Below are 20,328 nucleotides of genomic sequence, written 5' to 3'. Positions count from 1 at the left end.
CAGTGCTCATCGCTTCCGACCAGTTCCGTATCGTCGTCGGCCTCGGCAAGAGTGGCATGTCGCTGGTGCGCTTTCTCGCGCGCCGGGGCGTGCCCTTTGCCGTGGCCGACACGCGGGAACAGCCGCCGGAACTGGAGACCCTGAGAACCCAGTACCCCGGGATCGAGGTGCGCTGCGGTGAGCTGGACGTCGACTTCCTCGCCCGGGCTGCCGAGCTCTATGTGAGTCCAGGCCTGGCGCTGGAAACGCCTGCCCTGCAACAGGCCGCTGCCCGTGGTGTGCGGCTGTCCGGCGACATCGATCTCTTCGTGCGCCATGCCCGCGCGCCCCTCGTTGCCATCACCGGTTCCAACGCCAAAAGCACTGTCACCACCCTGGTCGGTGACATGGCCCGGCGCGCCGGCAAGCGCGTTGCCGTGGGTGGCAACCTGGGCACTCCGGCACTGGATCTGCTGGCCGATGACGTCGAGCTCTATGTGCTGGAACTGTCGAGCTTCCAGCTGGAGACCTGCGAGCGGCTGGACGCCGAGGTGGCCACGGTGCTCAACCTCAGCGAAGACCACATGGATCGCTACACCGGCATGCCGGCCTATCACCAGGCCAAGCACCGCATCTTCCGGGGCGCCCGCCAGGTGGTGGTCAATCGCGACGATGCGCTGTCGCGGCCACTGATCGGCGAGGGCGTGCCCTGCCTGACCTTTGGCCTGGGGCGTCCGGATTTTCGTGCCTTCGGCATTCGCGAGGAGGAGGGGCGCCGCTATCTGGCGCTGGCCTTCGACAACCTGCTGGATGTCGAGGAGCTCAAGATCCGTGGCACTCACAATCACAGCAATGCGCTGGCCGCGCTGGCGCTCGGTCAGGCCGCCGGCTTGCCGCTGGCGCCCATGCTGGAGGCGCTGCGTGCCTTCCCTGGTCTGGAGCACCGCTGCCAGTGGGTGGGTGAGGTCGCAGGCGTCAGCTACTACAACGATTCCAAGGCGACCAATGTCGGCGCTGCCCTGGCGGCCGTCGAAGGCCTGGGCGACGACATCGCCGGCCAACTGGTACTGATCGCCGGTGGCGATGGCAAGGGCGCCGACTTCAGCGCCCTGCGCGAACCCATCGGTCGCCATTGCCGCGCCGTGGTACTGCTGGGACGCGATGCCGCGCGGATCGCCGAGATACTGCCGCCAGCGGTCAAGCAGGTGCACGTCGCTACGCTGGAGGAAGCCGTACGCGAAAGCCGCAGCCTGGCCCAGCCAGGCGATGCCGTGCTGCTGTCGCCGGCCTGTGCCAGTCTCGACATGTTCCGCAACTTCGAGGAACGCGGACGGCTGTTCGCCCAGGCCGTGGAGGGCTTGTCATGATTCTCAGCCTGCTGCGTCCCTATCCCTCGCCGCTGGCCAGCCGCCACGGCATCGACCTGGACTTCCCGCTGCTGGCTGGCTGCCTGCTACTGCTCGGCCTTGGCCTGGTGATGGTGACCTCGGCTTCGTCCGAGGTCGCCGCGGCTCAATCCGGCAATCCGCTGTATTTCATGTATCGCCACCTGGTCTACCTGGCCATCGGCTTCGTTGCCTGCGGCGTGGTGATGCTGATCCCCATGGCCACCTGGCAGCGCTTCGGCTTTCCGCTGCTGATCATCGCCTTCCTGCTGCTGGTTGCGGTTCTGGTGCCCGGCATCGGTCGCGAGGTGAACGGCTCGTTGCGCTGGATCGGCTTCGGCATCTTCAACGTGCAGCCCTCGGAGATCGCCAAGGTCTTCGTGGTGCTCTATCTATCGGGTTACCTGGTGCGCCGTCAGCACGAGGTGCGCCATACCTGGGCCGGCTTCTTCAAGCCCTTCATCGTGCTCCTGCCGATGGCCATGCTGCTGCTGCGCGAGCCCGACTTCGGCGCTACCGTGGTGATGATGGGTGCCGCCGGCGCCATGCTGTTCCTCGGCGGTGTCGGCCTGTTCCGCTTCATGCTGATGGTCGCCCTGGCGGTACTGGCGGTGTTCGTCCTGGTGCAGACCCAGTCCTACCGGATGCAGCGCCTGATCACCTTTACCGATCCCTGGGCCGACCAGTTCGGTTCCGGCTACCAGCTGACCCAAGCGCTGATCGCCTTCGGTCGCGGCGGCTGGACCGGTCTGGGCCTGGGCAACAGCATCCAGAAGCAGTTCTATCTGCCCGAAGCCCACACCGACTTCCTCTTCGCCGTGCTGGCCGAAGAGCTGGGGCTGATCGGCGCCATGGCCACCGTCGGCCTGTTCCTCTTCGTCTGCGTCCGTGGCCTGTTCATCGGCCACTGGGCCGAGCAGTCCAAGCAGTTCTTCTCGGCCTATGTGGCCTATGGTCTGTCGATGCTCTGGATCGGTCAGTTTCTGATCAACATCGGGGTGAACGTCGGCCTGCTGCCGACCAAGGGCCTGACATTGCCTTTCCTCAGCTATGGCGGCAGTTCCCTGGTGATCTGCTGCGTGAGCATGGGGCTGTTGCTGCGCATCGAGTGGGAACGGCGAACGCTCGCGGATACCGAGGATGTGGAATTCACCGAGGAGGATTTCGCTGATGTCCGCTAATGTCCTCATCATGGCGGGTGGCACCGGCGGGCACGTCTTCCCGGCGCTGGCCTGCGCCCGCGAGTTCGAAGCCCGCGGCTATACTGTCCACTGGCTGGGTACCCCGCGCGGTATCGAAAACGATGTGGTGCCCAAGGCCGGCATTACCTTGCACCACATTCCAGTCACCGGTCTGCGCGGCAAGGGCATGCGCTCCTTGGTGAAGGCGCCTCTGCAACTCAGCGGCGCCCTGATGCAGGCCATAGGTCTCATGCGCCGGCTCAAGCCGATCTGCGTACTGGGCCTGGGCGGCTTTGTCACCGGTCCCGGTGGCCTGGCAGCCAAGCTGTGCAATATTCCGCTGGTGATTCACGAACAGAACGCCCATGCCGGCACCGCCAATCGCCTGCTGGTGCCCTTAGCCGCGCGCGTGTGCGAAGGCTTCACCGATACCTTCCCGGCCTCCGCCAAGCGCCTGTCTACCGGCAATCCGGTGCGCGCCGAGCTCTTCGCCCCGGTGACCCGCGCACCACTGGAAGAGCGCGCCGCCAACCTGCTGGTGCTGGGCGGCAGCCTGGGCGCCGAGCCGCTCAACAAGCTGTTGCCCGAGGCCCTGGCCCAGTTGCCTGCTGGTCTGTGGCCCAATGTGCGCCACCAGGCCGGCCGCCAGCATGCCGAGGTGACCGCCGAGCGTTATGCCAATGCCGCGGTGGAGGCCGATGTCCAGCCCTTCATCGCCGACATGGCCGCTGCCTATGCCTGGGCCGATCTGGTGATCTGCCGGGCCGGCGCCCTGACCGTCGCCGAGCTGACGGCCACCGGCCTGCCGGCGCTGCTGATTCCGCTGCCTCACGCCATCGACGACCACCAGACCAGCAACGCCCGCTTCCTGGAACGTGCCGGTGCCGGTGTGGTGCTGCCCCAACATTCCACCCGCCCGGCGGATCTCGCCGCGCAGCTTACCGAGGTCCTGATGCATCCCGAACGTCTTGCCGACATGGCCGCTAGCAGCCGTGCCCTGGCCAAACCCGATGCGACCCGTGCCGTCGTCGACGCCTGTCTGGAGGTTGCCCGTGGTTAAGTCGCAAAGTGCCATTCAGGCCGAGGTTCGGCGCATGCGCAGCATTCGGCGCATCCATTTCGTCGGTATCGGTGGCGTCGGCATGTGCGGTATCGCCGAGGTGCTGCTGAATCTGGGTTACGAAGTCTCGGGCTCTGACCTCAAGGAGTCCGCGGTCACCGCACGTCTGCAGCAGTTCGGTGCGCGCATCTATATCGGCCATCGCGCGGAAAACCTGGATCAGGTCGATGTGCTGGTGGTGTCCAGCGCCATCAATAGATCCAATCCCGAGGTGTCCGCTGCCCTCGAACAGCGCATTCCCGTGGTGCCTCGCGCCGAGATGCTCGCCGAGCTGATGCGCTATCGCCATGGCATCGCCGTCGCCGGCACCCATGGCAAGACCACCACCACCAGCCTGATCGCCTCGGTGTTCGCCGCTGAGGGTCTGGATCCCACCTTCGTCATCGGGGGACGTCTGAACGCCGCCGGCACCAACGCCCAGCTCGGCACCAGCCGTTATCTGGTCGCCGAGGCCGATGAGAGCGACGCCAGCTTCCTGCACCTGCAGCCCATGGTCGCCGTGGTCACCAACATCGACGCCGACCACATGAGCACCTACGAAGGTGACTTCAATCGGCTCAAGCGCACCTTCGTCGATTTCCTGCACAACCTGCCGTTCTATGGCCTGGCCGTGCTCTGCGTCGACGACCCGGTGGTGCGCGAGATCATTCCCCAGGTCGCTCGTCCCACCGTCACCTACGGCACCGCCGAAGACGCCGACGTACGCGCCGTGGATATCCGCCAGGAAGGCATGCGCACCTATTTCACCGTCCTGCGTGAGGGGCGTGCGCCGCTGGCGGTCTCGGTCAACATGCCGGGCGTGCACAATGTGCTCAACGCCCTGGCCACCATCGCCATCGCCACCGATGAAGGCGTCAGCGACGAGGCCATTCTCAATGGTCTGTCCGGCTTCCAAGGGGTAGGGCGGCGCTTCCAGGTCTACGGCGAACTGCCGGTCGCTGGCGGCAGCGTCATGCTGGTCGACGACTACGGTCACCACCCGCGCGAAGTCGCCGCGGTGATCAAGGCCGTACGCGGTGGCTGGCCCGAGCGCCGGCTGGTGATGGTCTATCAGCCCCACCGTTTCAGCCGCACCCGAGATCTCTACGAGGACTTCGTCCAGGTCCTGGCCGATGCCAACGTCCTGCTGCTGATGGAAGTCTATCCGGCCGGCGAAGAGCCGATCCCCGGGGCGGACAGCCGTCAGCTCTGCCACAGCATTCGCCAGCGCGGCCAGCTCGATCCGATCTATGTGGAGCGTGGCAGCAACATCGCCCCGCTGGTCAAGCCGCTGCTGCGCCCAGGCGACATCCTGCTGTGCCAGGGCGCGGGCGACATCGGTGCGCTGGCGCCACAACTGCTCAACCACCCGCTGTTCGCCACCGCCGCGACCGCCGGGAGTTCGGCATGAGCCGTCATCCATCCAACCTATTGCTGGCAGTTCCTGCTGCCGGCGCGCACGTGGAGGGCTGAACCTTGGTCGCCACCCTACGTCACAACCAGCCCGGCTTCGGCCGTTCGCGCAATGTCGAGCAGCGGGGCGCCAGTCGCCTGGTCGCCGAAGAGCCGCTGTCGACGCGCCTGCCGCGCCCAAGCCTGGGCCTGCTCAAGCGCATCCTCTGGCCGTTCCTGCTGCTGGGATTGGGCTTTGGCACCTACGAAGGGGCCCAGAAGCTGTTGCCCTATGCCGACCGGCCAATCGCCAAGGTCAGCGTCAAGGGCGATCTGTCCTATATCAGTCAGGGGGCGGTGCAGCAGCGCATCGCTCCCTTCGTGGGTACCACCTTCTTCCAGGTCGACCTGGCCGACATGCGCCACGAACTGGAAACCATGCCCTGGATCGCCCATGCCGAGGTGCGTCGGGTCTGGCCTGACGAGATCAGCATCCGCCTGGAAGAGCAGATGCCCATCGCCCGTTGGGGTGACGAGGCGCTGCTGAATAACCAGGGTGAGGCTTTTGCCCCACAGGATCTGGCCAACTATGACAATCTACCGCGACTGTACGGCCCCAAGCGGGCCCAGCAGCAAGTGATGCAGCAGTACCAGATGTTCAGCCAAATGCTTCGGCCGCTCGGTTACACCGTGGCGCGCCTGGAAATGCAGGAGCGCGGCAGCTGGTACCTCACCACCGGTCAGGGCCTGGAACTGGTGTTCGGCCGCGACCAGCTGGTGGAAAAGATGCGGCGCTTCATGCGCCTGTACGATCAGGTGCTCAAGGCACAGATGGACAATATCGCGCGGATCGATCTGCGTTATCCGAACGGTCTGGCCGTGGCCTGGCGTGATCCCGCTATCGCTGCCACCCCCGTGACCGAACCGGCCAAGCATTGAGGAGAAGTTTTTTACTATGGCAAGCGTGCAAAGCGGCAAGATGATCGTCGGCCTCGACATCGGCACTTCCAAGGTCGTGGCTCTGGTCGGCGAGGTGTCTTCCGATGGTCAGATCGAGATCGTCGGGATCGGCACCCATCCGTCGCGCGGGCTCAAGAAAGGCGTGGTGGTCAACATCGAATCCACCGTTGCCTCCATCCAGCGGGCCATCGAAGAAGCCCAGCTGATGGCCGGTTGCCGAATCCATTCGGCCTTCGTCGGCATTGCCGGCAATCACATCCGCAGTCTGAATTCCCACGGCATCGTGGCGATCCGCGACCGTGAAGTGAGCCCCGCCGACATCGAGCGGGTACTCGATGCCGCCCAGGCGGTGGCCATTCCTGCCGATCAGCGCGTGTTGCACACCCTGGCCCAGGACTATGTGATCGACAACCAGGAAGGCGTGCGTGAGCCCCTGGGGATGTCTGGCGTCCGACTGGAAGCCAAGGTCCATGTGGTGACCTGCGCCGTCAATGCCGCGCAGAACATCGAGAAGTGCGTACGGCGCTGCGGACTGGAAGTTGACGACATCATTCTGGAGCAGCTGGCTTCGGCTTATTCGGTGCTGACAGATGATGAAAAGGAATTGGGCGTTTGCCTGGTGGACATCGGTGGCGGCACTACCGATATTGCCATCTTTACCGAAGGCGCCATCCGCCATACGGCGGTGATACCTATTGCTGGCGACCAAGTCACAAATGACATCGCCATGGCCTTGAGAACCCCGACGCAATATGCCGAAGAAATCAAGATTCGGTATGCTTGTGCCCTGGCAAAGCTGGCTGGCCCGGGTGAAACCATCAAGGTCCCCAGCGTGGGTGATCGTCCGCCGCGAGAATTGTCGCGTCAGGCCCTCGCGGAAGTGGTCGAGCCCCGTTACGATGAGCTATTCACACTGGTGCAAGCGGAACTGCGCCGCAGTGGTTACGAGGATCTGATCCCCGCAGGGATCGTACTCACCGGTGGTACCGCGAAGATGGAAGGCGCGGTCGAACTGGCGGAAGAGATTTTCCATATGCCGGTACGCCTGGGGGTGCCCCAGACGGTCAAGGGTCTGACTGATGTAATCAGCAACCCGATCTATTCCACAGGCGTCGGCCTGTTGCTCTATGGTTTGCAAAAGCAGACCGATCCCCTGCCGGTTGTTTCTGGCGGATATAGCAGCGAAACCAAATCCACAGTCCTGGAACGCATGAAGCGTTGGGTCCAGGGCAACTTGTAATTCACAATTAAACCGCGGCAGTAGGCGAAGATCCGAAAGGAAAGAGAGGGGACCATGTTCGAACTCGTAGACAACATTCCACAAAGCGCCGTGATCAAAGTCATCGGCGTGGGCGGTGGCGGTGGCAACGCCGTTAACCACATGGTCAAAAGCGGTGTTGAAGGCGTCGAATTCATCTGTGCAAATACCGACGCCCAGGCCCTGAAGAACGTCACATCCCGTACCGTGCTGCAACTCGGCCCGGGTGTCACCAAGGGTCTTGGTGCTGGCACCAACCCGGAAATCGGCCGCCAGGCGGCCATGGAAGATCGTGAGCGCATCGCCGAAGTCCTCGAAGGCGCCGACATGGTCTTCATCACCACCGGCATGGGCGGTGGCACCGGTACCGGTGCTGCGCCGATCATTGCCGAGGTGGCCAAGGAAATGGGTATCTTGACCGTTGCCGTGGTCACCCGTCCTTTCCCCTTCGAAGGCCGCAAGCGCATGCAGGTCGCCGACGAAGGTATCCGTTCCCTGTCCGAATGCGTCGACTCGCTGATCACCATCCCCAACGAGAAGCTGCTGACCATTCTGGGCAAGGACGCCAGCCTGCTGGCTGCCTTCGCCAAGGCTGACGACGTTCTCGCCGGCGCCGTCCGTGGTATCTCCGACATCATGCAGCGTCCCGGCCTGATGAACGTCGACTTCGCCGACGTCAAGACCGTGATGGGCGAGATGGGCATGGCCATGATGGGTACCGGTCACGCCAGCGGTCCGAACCGTGCACGTGAAGCCACCGAAGCGGCCATCCGCAACCCGCTGCTGGAAGACGTCAACCTCCACGGCGCCCGTGGCATCCTGGTCAACATCACTGCCGGCCTAGACCTGTCCCTGGGTGAATACGCCGCCGTGGGTGAGATCATCGAGGACTTCGCGTCCGAGCACGCCACCGTCAAGGTCGGCGCGGTGATCGATCCGGAAATGCGCGACGAGCTGCATGTCACCGTGGTCGCCACCGGCCTGGGTGCGCGCATCGAGAAGCCGGTCAAGGTGGTGGACAACACCGCTCAGACCTTGGCCGCTGCACGTCAGGAAGCGAGTCCGGTCAACTACGACGACCTCAAGTACCCGACCTCGATGCGCTCCGGTCGTGGCAGCCAGAATCATGGCGGCTCGGCAGCGGCGACCAAGGTCAATCCCAACGACGACCTGGATTACCTGGACATCCCGGCCTTCCTGCGTCGTCAGGCTGATTGATCGGGTATATCACAAGCCAGGGTGTGATTAGTGGGCATCGATTTTCGCATCTGCTATCATCGCGACTTCGTTGAACACCATTCGCACCCTGCGACCGAGCGGCCCTGGCATGATTAGACAACGCACCCTCAAGAACACCATTCGCGCCACTGGCGTAGGCCTGCACTCGGGGGAGAAGGTTTACCTGACCCTGAAGCCGGCTCCGGTCGATACGGGAATCGTGTTCCGTCGCACCGATCTCGATCCGGTCGTGGAAATCCCGGCCTGGGCCGAGAACGTGGGTGAAACCACCATGTCGACCAACCTGTTCAGTGACAGCGGTGTCAAGGTGGGTACCGTTGAGCACCTGCTGTCGGCCATGGCCGGTCTGGGTATCGACAATGCCTACGTCGAGCTGTCCGCGGTCGAAGTACCGATCATGGACGGCAGCGCCGGCCCCTTCGTGTTCCTGATCCAGTCCGCGGGTCTGCAGGAACAGGAAGCGCCCAAGCAGTTCATTCGCATCAAGCGGGAAGTGACCGTCGTCGACGGTGACAAGCGCGCCACCTTTGTGCCTTTCGATGGCTTCAAGGTGACCTTCGAAATAGATTTCGATCACCCGGTGGTCAACAACCGTACCCAGAAAGCTTCGGTGGACTTTTCGAGCACCTCCTTCCTCAAGGAAGTCAGTCGTGCCCGTACCTTTGGCTTCATGCGCGATCTGGAATTCCTGCGCTCGCACAACCTGGCCCTGGGCGGTAGCGTGGACAACGCCATCGTGGTGGACGAGAAGGGTGTGATGAACGAAGACGGTCTTCGCTATGAAGACGAGTTCGTGAAGCACAAGATCCTCGATGCCATCGGTGACCTGTATCTGCTCGGCAAGAGCCTCATCGGCGAGTTCCGCGGCTACAAGTCCGGCCACGCCATGAACAATCGTCTGCTGCGTGCGCTGCTGGCCGACCGTGATGCCTGGGAAGTGGTCACCTTCGAAGATTCCGGTCTGGCACCCATTTCCTATATGAGACCCGCGGCTGCCGTCTGAGCACGGTTCTACAAAAAAGCCCTGCATCCGCAGGGCTTTTTTTATGGCCGCGAGAAACCCTAGCGACGACTCAGGGGTTCGCCCTGGAAGTGCACCTTGGCCAAGCCGTTGGCGAGAAGTGCGCGAATGTTGGCGTGGTCGCTGCCCTCGGGCGTCTGCAGCACACTGCGATAGTGCTCGCCAAAGGCCAACAGGGCTTCCTGATCGCTCAGGCCTTCGAGTGTGGCCAACCCCAGGGTCTTGCAGGAGCCTTCGTTCTGGCCGGCGGCATTGTCGACGTCACCGTTGCGAAAGGCGGTAGGCTGGTAGTGGTAGTGCTCGGTGACAAAGGCCAGGGTGTCGGCGAAGGTATGATCGCCACTGGCCAGGCTGGCGCGAAAGCTGGACAGGTCGGTCATTTGCTCTGCTGCTCCTGGAAGGCGGCTGCCTGAGCTGGCGTGGCTTCGGTCTGGTGCTGGGCTTTCCAGTCGGCATAGGGCATGCCATAGACGGCTTCGCGGGCGTCATCGAGACTCAGCTCCAGGCCCTTGTCATCCGCGGCGGCCTTGTACCATTTGGACAGGCAGTTGCGGCAGAAACCGGACAGGTTCATCAGGTCGATGTTCTGGACATCGGTGCGCTTGCGCAGGTGCTGGACCAGGGTACGGAAGGCGGCGGCTTCCAGTTCCAGGCGGTCTTGTTCGGTCATGGCTGATTCCTCTTGCTAGCGTCGGCCGTGGCGCAGGTGGCGCCCGCCGTTGACGGTAAAGGTGCTGCCGGTCGCGTACTGGGTCGACAGCAGATAGAGCACGGTATCCACGATAGGCTCGGCGCCGGGTTCGAAATCCAGCAGCGCCTTGTCCAGGGTCGCCTGGCGATAGGCCTCGTCTGCGCCTTCCTTGAAAATCAGCAGGCCTGGGGCGATGGTGTTGACCCGAACGGTGGGCGCCAGGGCTTCGGCGAAGGACAGGGTCAGGTTGTGCAGGGCGGCCTTGGTGGCGGCGTAGCCGATGTGATTGCGACTGCCCCGGGTCGCGCTGTCGTCACCGATATGTATGATGTCGGCGCGCGGCGCAGCCAGCAGCAACTCCTGCAGGCCCAGGTTGAGGTGGTAGGGCGCTTCCAGGTGCAGGCGATAGAGCAGGCGTAGATTGTCCAGGCTGTCTTCGGCCCAGACCGAGGCGTTGTGCACGATACCGCGCAATGCCCGGTGGCGTTCATGCAACTGCTGCAGCAGGAGATCGCGCTGCGACTCTTCCGCCAGATCGACCTGATAGGCTTCGATTTCGAGGTCGCGCAGGGGCCCCGGATCGTCGCGGTAGACCGCGATGACGGGCTGACCTTCTGCCAGTAGCCGGCGGGTCAAGGCGAGACCGACGCGGCGATTGGCACCGGTGACCAGAAGGGGAAGGGTTGCGGACATGAGGGTACCCGATCCTGATGAGCGAAGCGGCCAGAGGGCTGGCCGCCATTGTACGCATTCGGCTCGTCAGGATGCAGGCCGATCCCTTGCGATCTAGCGGGCGCTGCTGCGCCAGTCGTTGGTCCGCGAGGAGGCGTTGTGCAGCCAGCCCTTGAGCGCCCGGGTAATCAGCGGAATGAAGACGCAGACCATGACCGGGGTGAGGATCAGGGTGCTCAGCAGGATACGCGGCAGCAACGGCAGATGGGCGAGGTGATCGCCGAAGGCGGCATTGAACAGCAGCGAGATGGGAAAGAACGCCAGCCAGACGGCGATGCTCTGCTTCCAGCGCGGTGGCGGCTGGATACCGGCACCGAACCAGTCGTCCATGCCCTGGGCGCGGCGTGCCTGGGGGGCTTCGAACAGTCCCTGGCCCCGCTCCAGCCAGAGGCGCCGCGTGTCCGAGTGTTCCCACTCGTCGAGGGTCTGGGGGCAGGCGAAACGAAAGATGATCTGTACCAGGTTATCGCCCGGTGGCGGGGTCAGGACACCCGAACCGAGATAGCCGGGATAGGCAGTGGCCAGGGCTTCGCCTTCGCGCAACCAGACCAGAAAGGCGTCGTATTGGCCGGCCGCCACGCGCCGCGCGACCATGAGGGTAACAGGCTGATTCATGCTCTAACTCCGGGCGATCAGGCCGGATAGGCCAGATGCCGTCACGCCGCCGGGTAGGCGGGCAGGTGGCGAAAACGCCTGGGGTAGCAGGCGGCGCTAGCATAACAAGCCTTCAGACCCTTGGCAGCAGCGGTGGTTGCCAGCGGAGCAGCGGCGCAGACGGAGCGCCAACGACAGTCGCGCCAGGCATACTGGGTGGGATTCCACGCAAGAGGTTTGTATGAAAGTCGCATTGTTGAATGGCTCGGTATACGGCACCGCGGAAGATATCGCGCGCCAGGTGAAGGCGCGTCTGGCCACGGCGGGCCATGAGGTCTGGCACCAGCCGAATGCCGATCTCGCCAGTCTGGAGGCCTTCGCGCCCGAGGCCCTGCTGGCCATCACTTCCACCACGGGCATGGGCGAGCTGCCCGCCAACCTGGAGTCACTGTACTTCCAGCTGCGCGATCGCCTGCCGCCCTGGCAGGGACGGCCAGGTGCCGTGCTGGCGCTGGGTGATTCCAGCTATGGCGACACCTATTGCGGCGGTGGCGAGCTGATGCAGGAGCTGTTCGCCGAGCTGGGACTGCATGAGTTGCTGCCCATGCTGCGCATCGATGCCAGCGAGACGGTGACGCCGGACGAAGACGCCGAGGGCTGGATCGCCGAGGTCATCGCCGCGCTGGGCTGATCTTGCCCAGTGAGCAAAGCTGCTTTACTCGCCCTGATCCCGCCGCTGGGCCCGGTCGGCTGTCCTCGTCACCTCAGCCTCGGTATCCTTGAGCGCCTGATGATGATTTGAGATGGAGCCCTGGGTGAATAGATATCTGCGCCTGGCTCTGGAGCTGTGCGGATTGGGCGCGCTGTGGGGCGTCGGTACTTGGCTGGCGACCTCCTTCGCCTTGCCGGTACCGGGCGGTGTAGTAGGTCTGGCCATGCTGCTGTTGCTGTTGGCCGCGCGCATCGTCGAGCCCGAGTGGTTGCAGAATGGGGTGCGCCTGCTGCTGGGCGAAATGCTGCTGTTCTTCATTCCCGCCTTGCTGAGTCTGCTCGATTACGGCCCCCTGCTCCGGCAGGAGGGCGTGCGCATTCTGCTGGCGATTCTGCTCAGTACCGTACTGACCATGGTCGCCACCGCCTATACCGTGGACTGGATGTTCCGCCGTCGGGGGCGTCGCGATGCTTGATCTGCCCGGGCTCTTCTGGCTGTTGCTGACGGTGGCCGGGTACGTGGTGAGCCGCCTGCTCTATGCGCGTCTGCGCTGGTATGTGGTCAGTCCGATCATCTTCGTCACGGTGCTGCTCTATGCCGCCACGCTCTGGCAGCAGGTGAGCTATGCCGAGTATGCCCACTACAGCCGTTGGCTGATCACCCTGCTGGGACCGGCGACGGTGGCCTTCGCGGTGCCGATCTGGCAACAGCGCCGGCTCCTGGCGCGTTACTGGCAGGCGCTGCTGGCCGGACTCTGCGTGGGTAGTGGCGTGGCCATCGGCAGCTCCTGGTTGCTGGCCCGGCTGCTGCTGCTGGACGACCGGGTGCTGCTGTCCATGCTGCCGCGCTCCATCAGCACCCCCTTCGCCATGCCGATGTCCGCCACCGTGGGCGGCGTCCCCGAATTGACCGCGGCCTTCGTGATGATCACCGGGCTGGGTGGCGCCATCCTCGGTAGCCTGCTGATCAAGCTGTTGCCACTCAAGTCGGCGCTGGCCCGCGGCGCCCTGTTCGGCATGGGCGCCCATGGCGTGGGCACCAGCAAGGCCTACGAGGTTGGTCTGGAAGAGGGCACCGTGGCCGGGCTGGTCATGGTGCTGGCGGGTCTGAGCAATCTGCTGGGGGCCCAGCTGGTGCTCTGGTTGCTGCGCGGTTAGGTCGGATGTCGATGACGTTTCGTGCGGAACCTAGTGCAGCGTGGCGGAAGGCGCGCCGAGCTGTTCCAGGCGCCGCCGCACCTGCTCCCTTTCGGTTTCGTCTTCGCTGATCAGCAGGGCGTGCTGCAGGTCGTAGCGCTCGGCCTGGGGGCACTCTAGTTGCCGATATAGATCGGCGCGCGCCAGGTGATCGATGACACCTACCGCCCCCAGTTCAATGACCCGCTGGGCATCCTTGAGCGCTGCCAACGGTTGCTCGCCCTGGCGATGCAATTCGCGCAGATTGCGCGAAAGCCGCTGCATCATCTGCCGCGGACCCAGTGGCGCCAGGTAGCTCGCCTGCAGTTGCGCGGCGGGGCCGAATTGCTCCACCAGCAGCTGCCGGCAGTCGTTCATGTACAGGCGCCGCCCACCGAAGGGTTCGAGCAGGTGATCCGCTCCCGGGACGCGCAACAGGAAATGGCCGGGAAAGCCGATGCCCTGCAGATCGATTTCCAAGCGCCGGGCCAGCTCCAGTGCCACCAGGGCGATCGATAGGGGCTGCCCGCGGCGGCGCGTCAGGACTTCGTCGAGCAGGGCGGCGGTCGGATTCAATGGCCAATCGGCCGCGCGAAAGCCGGCGTCGCACAAATGTCGTAACAATTCTTGGGCAAGCTCGGAGTGACTGGCATCGCCATCCAGGGTGGCGAGCAGGTGCAGGGCCAGATCGTCCAGTGAATGCAGCAGGGCGTGAGGATCGACCTCCTGATGGTGCTCAGCCGCGATCCAGAGCGCGGCTTCCAGCAGCCGAGGGTCGGGCCGGTCCAGGCAGGCGAGGCAAGAAAGACGCGGTTCCAAGATAGACTCCAGGCCCTTTGGGCTTTCTCTCAGGTTTTAGCCTGCCGGCGCCTGGCCGTCCAGTCTGCGACAGTCGCGCACTGGTCGACCGTCCGGCTTCTCGCTATAAGAGCGAGCTGGTGCCAGAGCAGCCTTGAGAACGGGAATTCCAGCATGGGCGAATCCCTGAGCGAATGGCTAAGCCATTGGACGCGTCATCGCCGGGTCGTCCGGGTCGGCATTCTCTTCAAGAGCGACCTGACGTTGCCAGTTCACACCTTTCCGCGATCTGCTGGCTAGCAGGCCTGGTAGTCCCAGTGCCTGAATGGAGTAAGCGTATATGAAATGGGCCGATAGCAGCCGCAAACGCATGCATGACGGGGCGAATTCGCTCGGCAACCTGATGGTGGAAGGTTTCCACTACTTTGGTCTGTTCGCCATCGGGGCAGCCACGGCCTGGGCCTCGGTGATGGCCTTCATGGGTATGGTCGACAAGGGGCAGGCCAGCATCGATGACATTCTCCTGCTCTTCATCTATCTGGAGCTGGGTGCCATGGTGGGCATCTACTTCAAGACCAATCACCTGCCCATCCGGTTTCTGCTCTACATCGCCATCACCGCCCTGACCCGCTATCTGATCGGCGATGTGTCGCACCATCGGCCGCCTGATATCGGCCTGCTGTATCTCTGCGGTGGGATCTTTCTGCTGTCGCTTTCGGTGCTGGCGGTCAGGGTCGCTTCGAACAAGTTTCCTTCCAGCAAGGTGCTCGATGCGACGGGCGATGTGGTGGGCGAGGGCGACAAGTAGCGTGCGCAGCACCTATCCGCTTCGCCGTTGGCGACGCGGCTGGCCAAGCCAGGTACCGCGCCGTCAGAACGACCAACCGGCTGAAGCCTAGCGGTCCAGCGGCGCCAGCAGCTGGGCCAGATCGCTTTCGGTCAGGCGCCAGTCGCCGCTGTTCTCGCTGAGGATGCCGGCGCTGAGACGCGCCTTTTCCTGCTGTAGCTGCTGGATGCGTTCTTCCAGGGTGCCACGGGCGATCAGCTTGTAGACGAACACCGGGCGATCCTGACCGATCCGATAGGCACGGTCGCTGGCCTGCTGCTCGGCCGCCGGATTCCACCAGGGATCGAAGTGGATCACCGTGTCGGCAGCGGTCAGGTTGAGACCGCTGCCACCCGCCTTGAGACTGAGCAGGAACACCGGTACCTCGCCATTCTGGAAACGCTGCACCGGGGTGCGCCGATCGCGGGTCTCGCCGGTCAGGGTGACGTACTCGATGCCGCGCTGGTCGAGATCAGCAGCGATGAGGTCGAGCATGCTGGTGAATTGGGAGAACACCAGCACGCGGCTGCCCCCCGGAAGCAGGGCGTCGAGCCTTTCGTTCAGGGCTGCCAGCTTCGCCGAGGGCTTGGCCACGCTGTCGTCTTCGTTGGGCACCAGCCGCAGATCGCAGCAGACCTGGCGCAGGCGCAGCAGGGCATCGAGGATCAGCAGCTGGCTGCGGCCGATCCCCTGACGGGCGATCTCGGCGCGGACGCGTTCGTCCAGCAGCAGCCGTAGGTCTTCGTAGCGCTCGCGTTGCGCCGTGCTCAGTTCGACCAGCTGGACGATCTCGGTCTTGGGCGGCAATTCGCTGGCGACCCGCTGCTTGGTGCGGCGCAACATGAAGGGCCGCACCCGGGCCTTGAGCGCTGCCAGGCGCTGCACATCACCTTCGCGCTCCACCGGGATGCGATAGGCCTGCTTGAAGCCTTTCTCGTCCCCCAGCCAGCCGGGCATCAGGAAGTGGAATTGCGACCAGAGTTCGCCCAGGTGGTTTTCCAGCGGCGTACCGGTCAGGCAGAGGCGATGGCGGGCCCGCAGGTGTCGCGCCGCCTGAGCGGCCTTGGTGGCGGCATTCTTGATCGACTGGGCTTCGTCCAGTACCTGCAGGTGAAAGTCATAGTCGGCCAGGCGCTCGGCATCACGGGGGAGCAGGGCGTAGGTGGTAAGCACCACGTCATGTTCGGGTATGCGGTCGAAGCGACTGCTGCGGGCGCTGCCTTGCAGGGTCAGTACGCGCAGACCAGGCGCGAAGCGGGCGATCTCGTCCTGCCAGTTGGGAATCAGGCTGGTGGGCATGACGATCAGTGCCGGCGCGGTCAGCCGTCCTGCCGCCTGTTCGACGAGGATGTGCGCCAGGGTTTGCAACGTCTTGCCCAGGCCCATGTCGTCGGCCAGGATGCCGCCGACTTCCAGTTCCCGCAGCGCCTGCAGCCAGGCCACGCCCTCGCGCTGATAGGGGCGTAATTCGGCATGCAGGGTGTCGGGCAGGACCACCGGCTCGGCTGCATAGCTGCGCAGGCGCTCGGCAAAGCTTCTCAGGCGTTCGCCGCCTTCCCATTCCAGCGGCAGGCGCTCATCCAGCTCCGCCAGGCGGGCGGCGTCGAGGCGCGGCAGGCGCAGGGCCCGCTCGCTGGTGAGGCGATCCGTGGCATAGAGCTCGCCAAGGATCTGCAGGATTGGCTTGAGCCGGCCCAGGGGCACGGCGACCCGCTGCACCCGGCCCTGCTGGCCCGCCAGGCGTGGTGGATCGATACGCAGCAGGACGGGTTCGTCGTCGGCGCGTTTGGCCAGCATCGCCGGCTCGTATTGGGAAGGCTCGCGGCGAATGGCGTCGATCAGCAACGGAATCAGGCTGACGCGGCGCTGGCCCAGGCGGATGCCCAGTTCGACGTCGAACAGACCGCTGGTGGTGGTCTGATCTTCCACCTCTTGGAGATGGCCGTACCAGCCTTCTACCGGCGTCAGGTCGAAGGTGAATTCCGGGTGAGCCTCGATCTGCCAGCCGGCCTCGCGCAGGCGGGGGATGACCTGCTGCACGAATCTGAGCCAGGCGGGGTCGTCGGGCAGTTCGAACATCTCGCCGCTGTCGTCTGGCAGCGCGGCGCTGCGCCGGGTCGCCAGGCGCAGGCCATGGTCAAGCAGCGTCTGCCGCCAGCGTTGTTCCGCCTGCAGCTGGCGCGCGGGGTAGCTGGAATCAGGGGTGCGGGGCAGGGGGCCGAACAGCCGCCGCGGGCCATAGGCGAACGCCAGGGCGGCGCGATGGCGCACCGTGGGCCGCATCTTGCCGATATGGCGGTCGTAATCGATCTGGGTATGGCTGCCGAGGGTCAGTACCGGTTGCGGTAACTCCGGATTGGCCACCGGCGTGGCCGGCAGTTCGGCCTCGCTGCGCTGCAGCCGTTCGAGTTCGATGAGGGCGGCAGCCGCGTGCTTGCAATTGCGGCCGACCGGACAGGTACAGCGAGCGTCGACGCGCCAGGCGGTCTCACCCGGGCGCAGGCTGATCGCCTGGCGATAGGCAGGCCCCGCTGGGCTGCTGCACTCCGCATAGAGCTGGCCCTTGACCGCCGAGCGCAGGTGCACCAGCCCATCCAGCGCCAGCCGCCGGCCGCGCTCGTAGTTGCGCTCCGTGAAGGCGCCTTTCCAGTCCTGCCACTTGAGCCGTTCGAAACGTAACGCCATCGTTCACCCAGGCTGTTCGCACCAAACCGGCTATTCTGCCACAGTCGGCCGGACGCTCGTCGGACTCCCTTGATCTATGTGAGAATGAGAATATAGTGCATTTAATGGGGTGAGGAGTGGGACGATGCGTGAACAACCGTTAGCCAGCGTAGCCCTGATCACGGCCAGCCGCCTGCAGGCCCGGCGAGAAGGGCGATTGCGCTCGTTGCAGCGCTGCATCCTTATCGTCTGCAGCCTGGGCGTGCTGGGCGCAGCCGCCCTGCACCTTGCCTACCTCGCCTTTGGCGGTTTCTAGGCCTGCCAGCTCTTGCCGATCCCAGGCGACCTTTAGCCCTACCCATGAAAAAGCCCCGAGCAGTCACCTGTTCGGGGCTTTCGTCGTTGGCACCGGTCGAGTACCGGTGGCGGGATCAGACCAGCAGGTCGCCCACGCGGTACATCTTCATGGTGTTGGTGCCGTCACGCTTGGTGTAGCTGTCGCCCTTGGTCAGGATCACCCAGTCGCCGTGCTCGACGATACCGCGCTTGAGCAGCTCGTCCACCGCCGCCTGGCTCACCTTGTTCGCCGGCATGGTGGTCGGGTCGAAGGGGATGGTGTGCACGTTGCGGAACAGCGCGGTGCGGGCCTGGGTGGCGCGGCTGGACGCGAAGGAGAAGATCGGCACCGAGGAGCGCAGGCGCGACATGATCAGCGGGGTGTAGCCGGTGTCGGTCAGGCTGATGATGGCCTTCACGCCGGGGAAGTGGTTGGCCACGTAGATGGAGGCCAGCGCGATACTCTCGTCCCAACGGGTGAAGGTCTGGCCCAGGCGGTGGCTGGACAGCTTGCTGGTGGGCTGCTTCTCGGCGCCGACGCAGACGCGCGCCATGGCCTTGACCGCTTCCACCGGGTATTGGCCGGCGGCGCTCTCGGCGGACAGCATCACGGCGTCGGTGTTATCCAGCACGGCGTTGGCTACGTCGGAGACTTCCGCACGGGTCGGCATCGGGCTGCTGATCATCGATTCCATCATCTGGGTCGCGGTGATCACTGCCTTGTTGAGGCGACGGGCGTGGGAAATGATGCGCTTCTGGATGCCGACCAGCTCGGCGTCGCCGATTTCCACACCTAGATCACCCCGGGCCACCATCACGGCGTCGCTGGCATGGATGAGGCCGTCCAGGGCTTCGTCGCAGGCCACGGCTTCGGCGCGTTCGATCTTGGCCACCAGCCAGGACTTGCCGCCGGCGGCTTCCATCAGGCGCCGGGCTTCGTTCATGTCTTCGGCGTCACGCGGGAAGGACACGGCCAGGTAGTCGACCTCCATGGAGGCAGCCAGCTTGATGTCTTCGCGGTCCTTGTCGGTCAGTGCCGGCGCCGTGAGGCCACCACCGCGTCGGTTGATGCCTTTGTGATCGGACAGTGGGCCGCCGATCAAGGTGGTGCAGTGCAGTTCGGTAGCGGTCATGCCTTCTACGCGCAGGACCACACGGCCATCGTCCAGCAGCAGTTCGTCACCCACGCGGCAGTCGGTGACCAGGCCCGGGTAGTCGATGCCGACCACTTCTTCGGTGCCTTCGGTGCGGGGATGGGCGATGGACAGGCGGAAGGGATCGCCGACCTTGAGTTCGATGCGCTTGTTGACGAACTTGGCGATACGGATCTTCGGACCCTGGAGATCGCCGAGCAGGGCGACGTGACGACCGTGCTTGGCGGCGAGATCCCGTACCAGCTGACCACGGGCACGGTGCTCGTCGGGCGTTCCATGCGAGAAGTTCAGGCGGGCGACGTCGATGCCGGCGATGATGAGCTGCTCGAGGACTTCCGGAGAATTGCTGGCCGGGCCTAGGGTGGCGACGATCTTGGTACGGCGATAAATCATGCAGTCTTTCCTTTAGCGGATTGCAATCATGAGTCGACACCTCAGAAGCTGTTCACGATCTGCTGCGCGTCGGCCAAACGACGTTGAAAATGCCCTCGGAGTGCTCATTTACCCTTCGTAAACTCGCTTCCTCAAGCATTTTCACTTTGTTTGCCTCTAGCTCGCGAGATGGTGAACAGGTCCTCGGCGACGAGTCGACGTAGAACACGGAGCGCGCTTCATTGTAGCGCCGTCGAGTGGCCAGCACATGACGGCTTTTTACAGGTTCGTCACACCAATGGTCGTTTGGCCTCAAGAAGCTGGCCTCGGCGCCGATCTAGCGAACAGGAGGACTTTCCATGCGCCCTTATCTCTGCCTGTTCCTGCTGCTCGGCCTCACCGGCTGTACCAGCGTTTCGATGAATTCCTATCTCGATGCCGCCTACAAATCCTATGCCGAAGGCGACTGCACCAACGCTCTGCTGCAGATCTCCCAGGCCGAGCGCAAGGGGCGGGCGCGGCCCTGGCTGCAGCCGGAGATGTCCATGCTGCGTGGTCAGTGCCTGGAGCAGCAGCAGCTGTACGGCGACGCCGCCCAGACCTATCGTTTCATCCAGGCCCGCTATCCGGCCAGTGAATACGCCTTTCGGGCCCAGGCCCGACTGGACACCCTGCGCCAAATGGGGCTAGATGGCGGAACGGCCGTTGCGACGCCCCAACCGGTGCGAAACCTACCGCAGCGCTGAGCTTTCCAGGACGT

Annotated in this window: 21 protein-coding genes; 14 read left to right on the top strand and 7 right to left on the bottom strand. The window is 64.3% G+C overall.

Annotation, left to right across the window (positions count from 1 at the left end; genetic code table 11):
- The first annotated feature begins 2 nt into the window (after positions 1 to 2).
- From murD to lpxC, 8 genes are all read left to right on the top strand, one after another.
- The gene (murD, locus tag PJ259_RS11155; RefSeq protein WP_271655780.1) at positions 3 to 1,346 is read left to right on the top strand and encodes a UDP-N-acetylmuramoyl-L-alanine--D-glutamate ligase; all 1,344 of its coding nucleotides are present in this window, start codon (positions 3 to 5) and stop codon (positions 1,344 to 1,346) included.
- The gene (gene ftsW / locus PJ259_RS11150) at positions 1,346 to 2,545 is read left to right on the top strand and encodes a putative lipid II flippase FtsW (protein WP_156429007.1); all 1,200 of its coding nucleotides are present in this window, start codon (positions 1,346 to 1,348) and stop codon (positions 2,543 to 2,545) included. Before murD ends, ftsW begins: the two co-directional genes overlap by 1 nt.
- Positions 2,535 to 3,605, top strand: a complete 1,071-nt coding sequence (gene murG, locus PJ259_RS11145; protein ID WP_271655779.1) for an undecaprenyldiphospho-muramoylpentapeptide beta-N-acetylglucosaminyltransferase — start codon at positions 2,535 to 2,537, stop codon at positions 3,603 to 3,605. Before ftsW ends, murG begins: the two co-directional genes overlap by 11 nt.
- 34 nt (positions 3,606 to 3,639) lie before the next feature.
- A complete protein-coding gene (gene murC / locus PJ259_RS11140; RefSeq protein WP_217265999.1) occupies positions 3,640 to 5,055 on the top strand; it encodes a UDP-N-acetylmuramate--L-alanine ligase in 1,416 nt (471 codons plus the stop codon).
- Positions 5,056 to 5,120: 65 nt separating this feature from the next.
- Positions 5,121 to 5,975 carry a cell division protein FtsQ/DivIB gene (locus PJ259_RS11135; protein WP_059315967.1) on the top strand — a complete coding sequence of 285 codons (855 nt, stop codon included), beginning with the start codon at positions 5,121 to 5,123 and terminating at the stop codon, positions 5,973 to 5,975.
- Between the two features lie 16 nt (positions 5,976 to 5,991).
- Positions 5,992 to 7,236, top strand: a complete 1,245-nt coding sequence (gene ftsA / locus PJ259_RS11130) for a cell division protein FtsA (RefSeq protein WP_007162051.1) — start codon at positions 5,992 to 5,994, stop codon at positions 7,234 to 7,236.
- Between the two features lie 54 nt (positions 7,237 to 7,290).
- Positions 7,291 to 8,472: a cell division protein FtsZ gene (ftsZ, locus tag PJ259_RS11125; protein ID WP_271655778.1), complete on the top strand. Its 1,182-nt coding sequence runs from the start codon at positions 7,291 to 7,293 to the stop codon at positions 8,470 to 8,472.
- 109 nt (positions 8,473 to 8,581) lie between these two features.
- Positions 8,582 to 9,496: a UDP-3-O-acyl-N-acetylglucosamine deacetylase gene (lpxC, locus tag PJ259_RS11120; RefSeq protein WP_059315965.1), complete on the top strand. Its 915-nt coding sequence runs from the start codon at positions 8,582 to 8,584 to the stop codon at positions 9,494 to 9,496.
- A 59-nt stretch (positions 9,497 to 9,555) separates the two neighbouring features.
- On the opposite strand, the gene PJ259_RS11115 is transcribed toward lpxC, so the two are convergent.
- From PJ259_RS11115 to PJ259_RS11100, 4 genes are all read right to left on the bottom strand, one after another.
- Positions 9,556 to 9,894: a HopJ type III effector protein gene (locus PJ259_RS11115; RefSeq protein ID WP_271655777.1), complete on the bottom strand. Its 339-nt coding sequence runs from the start codon at positions 9,892 to 9,894 to the stop codon at positions 9,556 to 9,558.
- On the bottom strand, positions 9,891 to 10,184 hold the full coding sequence (locus PJ259_RS11110; protein WP_059315963.1) for a DUF1244 domain-containing protein: 294 nt from the start codon (positions 10,182 to 10,184) through the stop codon (positions 9,891 to 9,893). The genes PJ259_RS11115 and PJ259_RS11110 overlap by 4 nt, the downstream gene beginning before the upstream one ends.
- 15 nt (positions 10,185 to 10,199) lie before the next feature.
- Entirely contained in the window at positions 10,200 to 10,898 is a 699-nt protein-coding gene (folM, locus tag PJ259_RS11105) for a dihydromonapterin reductase (protein WP_271655776.1), read from the bottom strand.
- Positions 10,899 to 10,991: 93 nt separating this feature from the next.
- Complete coding sequence (locus PJ259_RS11100; protein ID WP_271655775.1) at positions 10,992 to 11,552, bottom strand: antibiotic biosynthesis monooxygenase; 561 nt, start codon at positions 11,550 to 11,552, stop codon at positions 10,992 to 10,994.
- A gap of 220 nt (positions 11,553 to 11,772) precedes the next feature.
- On the opposite strand from PJ259_RS11100, the gene PJ259_RS11095 reads away from it, so the two are divergent.
- The 3 genes from PJ259_RS11095 to PJ259_RS11085 all read left to right on the top strand — a co-directional run bounded on the left by PJ259_RS11095 (position 11,773) and on the right by PJ259_RS11085 (position 13,400).
- A complete protein-coding gene (locus PJ259_RS11095) occupies positions 11,773 to 12,222 on the top strand; it encodes a flavodoxin (RefSeq protein WP_059315960.1) in 450 nt (149 codons plus the stop codon).
- 112 nt (positions 12,223 to 12,334) lie between these two features.
- Positions 12,335 to 12,718, top strand: coding sequence for a CidA/LrgA family protein (locus tag PJ259_RS11090; RefSeq protein ID WP_059315959.1), 384 nt, complete (start codon positions 12,335 to 12,337; stop codon positions 12,716 to 12,718).
- Entirely contained in the window at positions 12,711 to 13,400 is a 690-nt protein-coding gene (locus PJ259_RS11085; protein ID WP_271655774.1) for an LrgB family protein, read from the top strand. The genes PJ259_RS11090 and PJ259_RS11085 overlap by 8 nt, the downstream gene beginning before the upstream one ends.
- Positions 13,401 to 13,430: 30 nt before the next feature.
- Here the strand turns inward: PJ259_RS11085 and PJ259_RS11080 are convergent, their stop codons facing one another.
- Positions 13,431 to 14,237, bottom strand: coding sequence for a SirB1 family protein (locus PJ259_RS11080; protein WP_271655773.1), 807 nt, complete (start codon positions 14,235 to 14,237; stop codon positions 13,431 to 13,433).
- A 319-nt stretch (positions 14,238 to 14,556) separates the two neighbouring features.
- On the opposite strand from PJ259_RS11080, the gene PJ259_RS11075 reads away from it, so the two are divergent.
- Positions 14,557 to 15,024 (top strand): phosphate-starvation-inducible protein PsiE, encoded by a 468-nt coding sequence (locus PJ259_RS11075; protein WP_059315956.1) that lies wholly within the window; start codon positions 14,557 to 14,559, stop codon positions 15,022 to 15,024.
- An 87-nt stretch (positions 15,025 to 15,111) separates the two neighbouring features.
- Here PJ259_RS11075 and PJ259_RS11070 read toward each other — a convergent pair whose 3' ends face one another.
- On the bottom strand, positions 15,112 to 17,727 hold the full coding sequence (locus PJ259_RS11070) for a DEAD/DEAH box helicase (RefSeq protein ID WP_271655772.1): 2,616 nt from the start codon (positions 17,725 to 17,727) through the stop codon (positions 15,112 to 15,114).
- A 124-nt stretch (positions 17,728 to 17,851) separates the two neighbouring features.
- Between PJ259_RS11070 and PJ259_RS11065 the strand changes: the two genes are divergently transcribed.
- Positions 17,852 to 18,022, top strand: a complete 171-nt coding sequence (locus PJ259_RS11065) for a hypothetical protein (protein ID WP_271655771.1) — start codon at positions 17,852 to 17,854, stop codon at positions 18,020 to 18,022.
- Between the two features lie 115 nt (positions 18,023 to 18,137).
- Here PJ259_RS11065 and pyk read toward each other — a convergent pair whose 3' ends face one another.
- A complete protein-coding gene (pyk, locus tag PJ259_RS11060) occupies positions 18,138 to 19,589 on the bottom strand; it encodes a pyruvate kinase (RefSeq protein WP_059315954.1) in 1,452 nt (483 codons plus the stop codon).
- 338 nt (positions 19,590 to 19,927) lie between these two features.
- Here pyk and PJ259_RS11055 point away from each other — a divergent pair, with 338 nt between their 5' ends.
- Complete coding sequence (locus PJ259_RS11055) at positions 19,928 to 20,314, top strand: tetratricopeptide repeat protein (protein ID WP_059315953.1); 387 nt, start codon at positions 19,928 to 19,930, stop codon at positions 20,312 to 20,314.
- Positions 20,315 to 20,328: the final 14 nt, after the last annotated feature.

This window comes from Pseudomonas sp. JBR1 (genome assembly GCF_028198185.1).
GTDB lineage: Bacteria > Pseudomonadota > Gammaproteobacteria > Pseudomonadales > Pseudomonadaceae > Chryseomonas > Chryseomonas oryzihabitans_E.
Note: the sequence above shows the minus strand (reverse complement) of the source record. Positions and strands in the feature narration are given on the sequence as shown.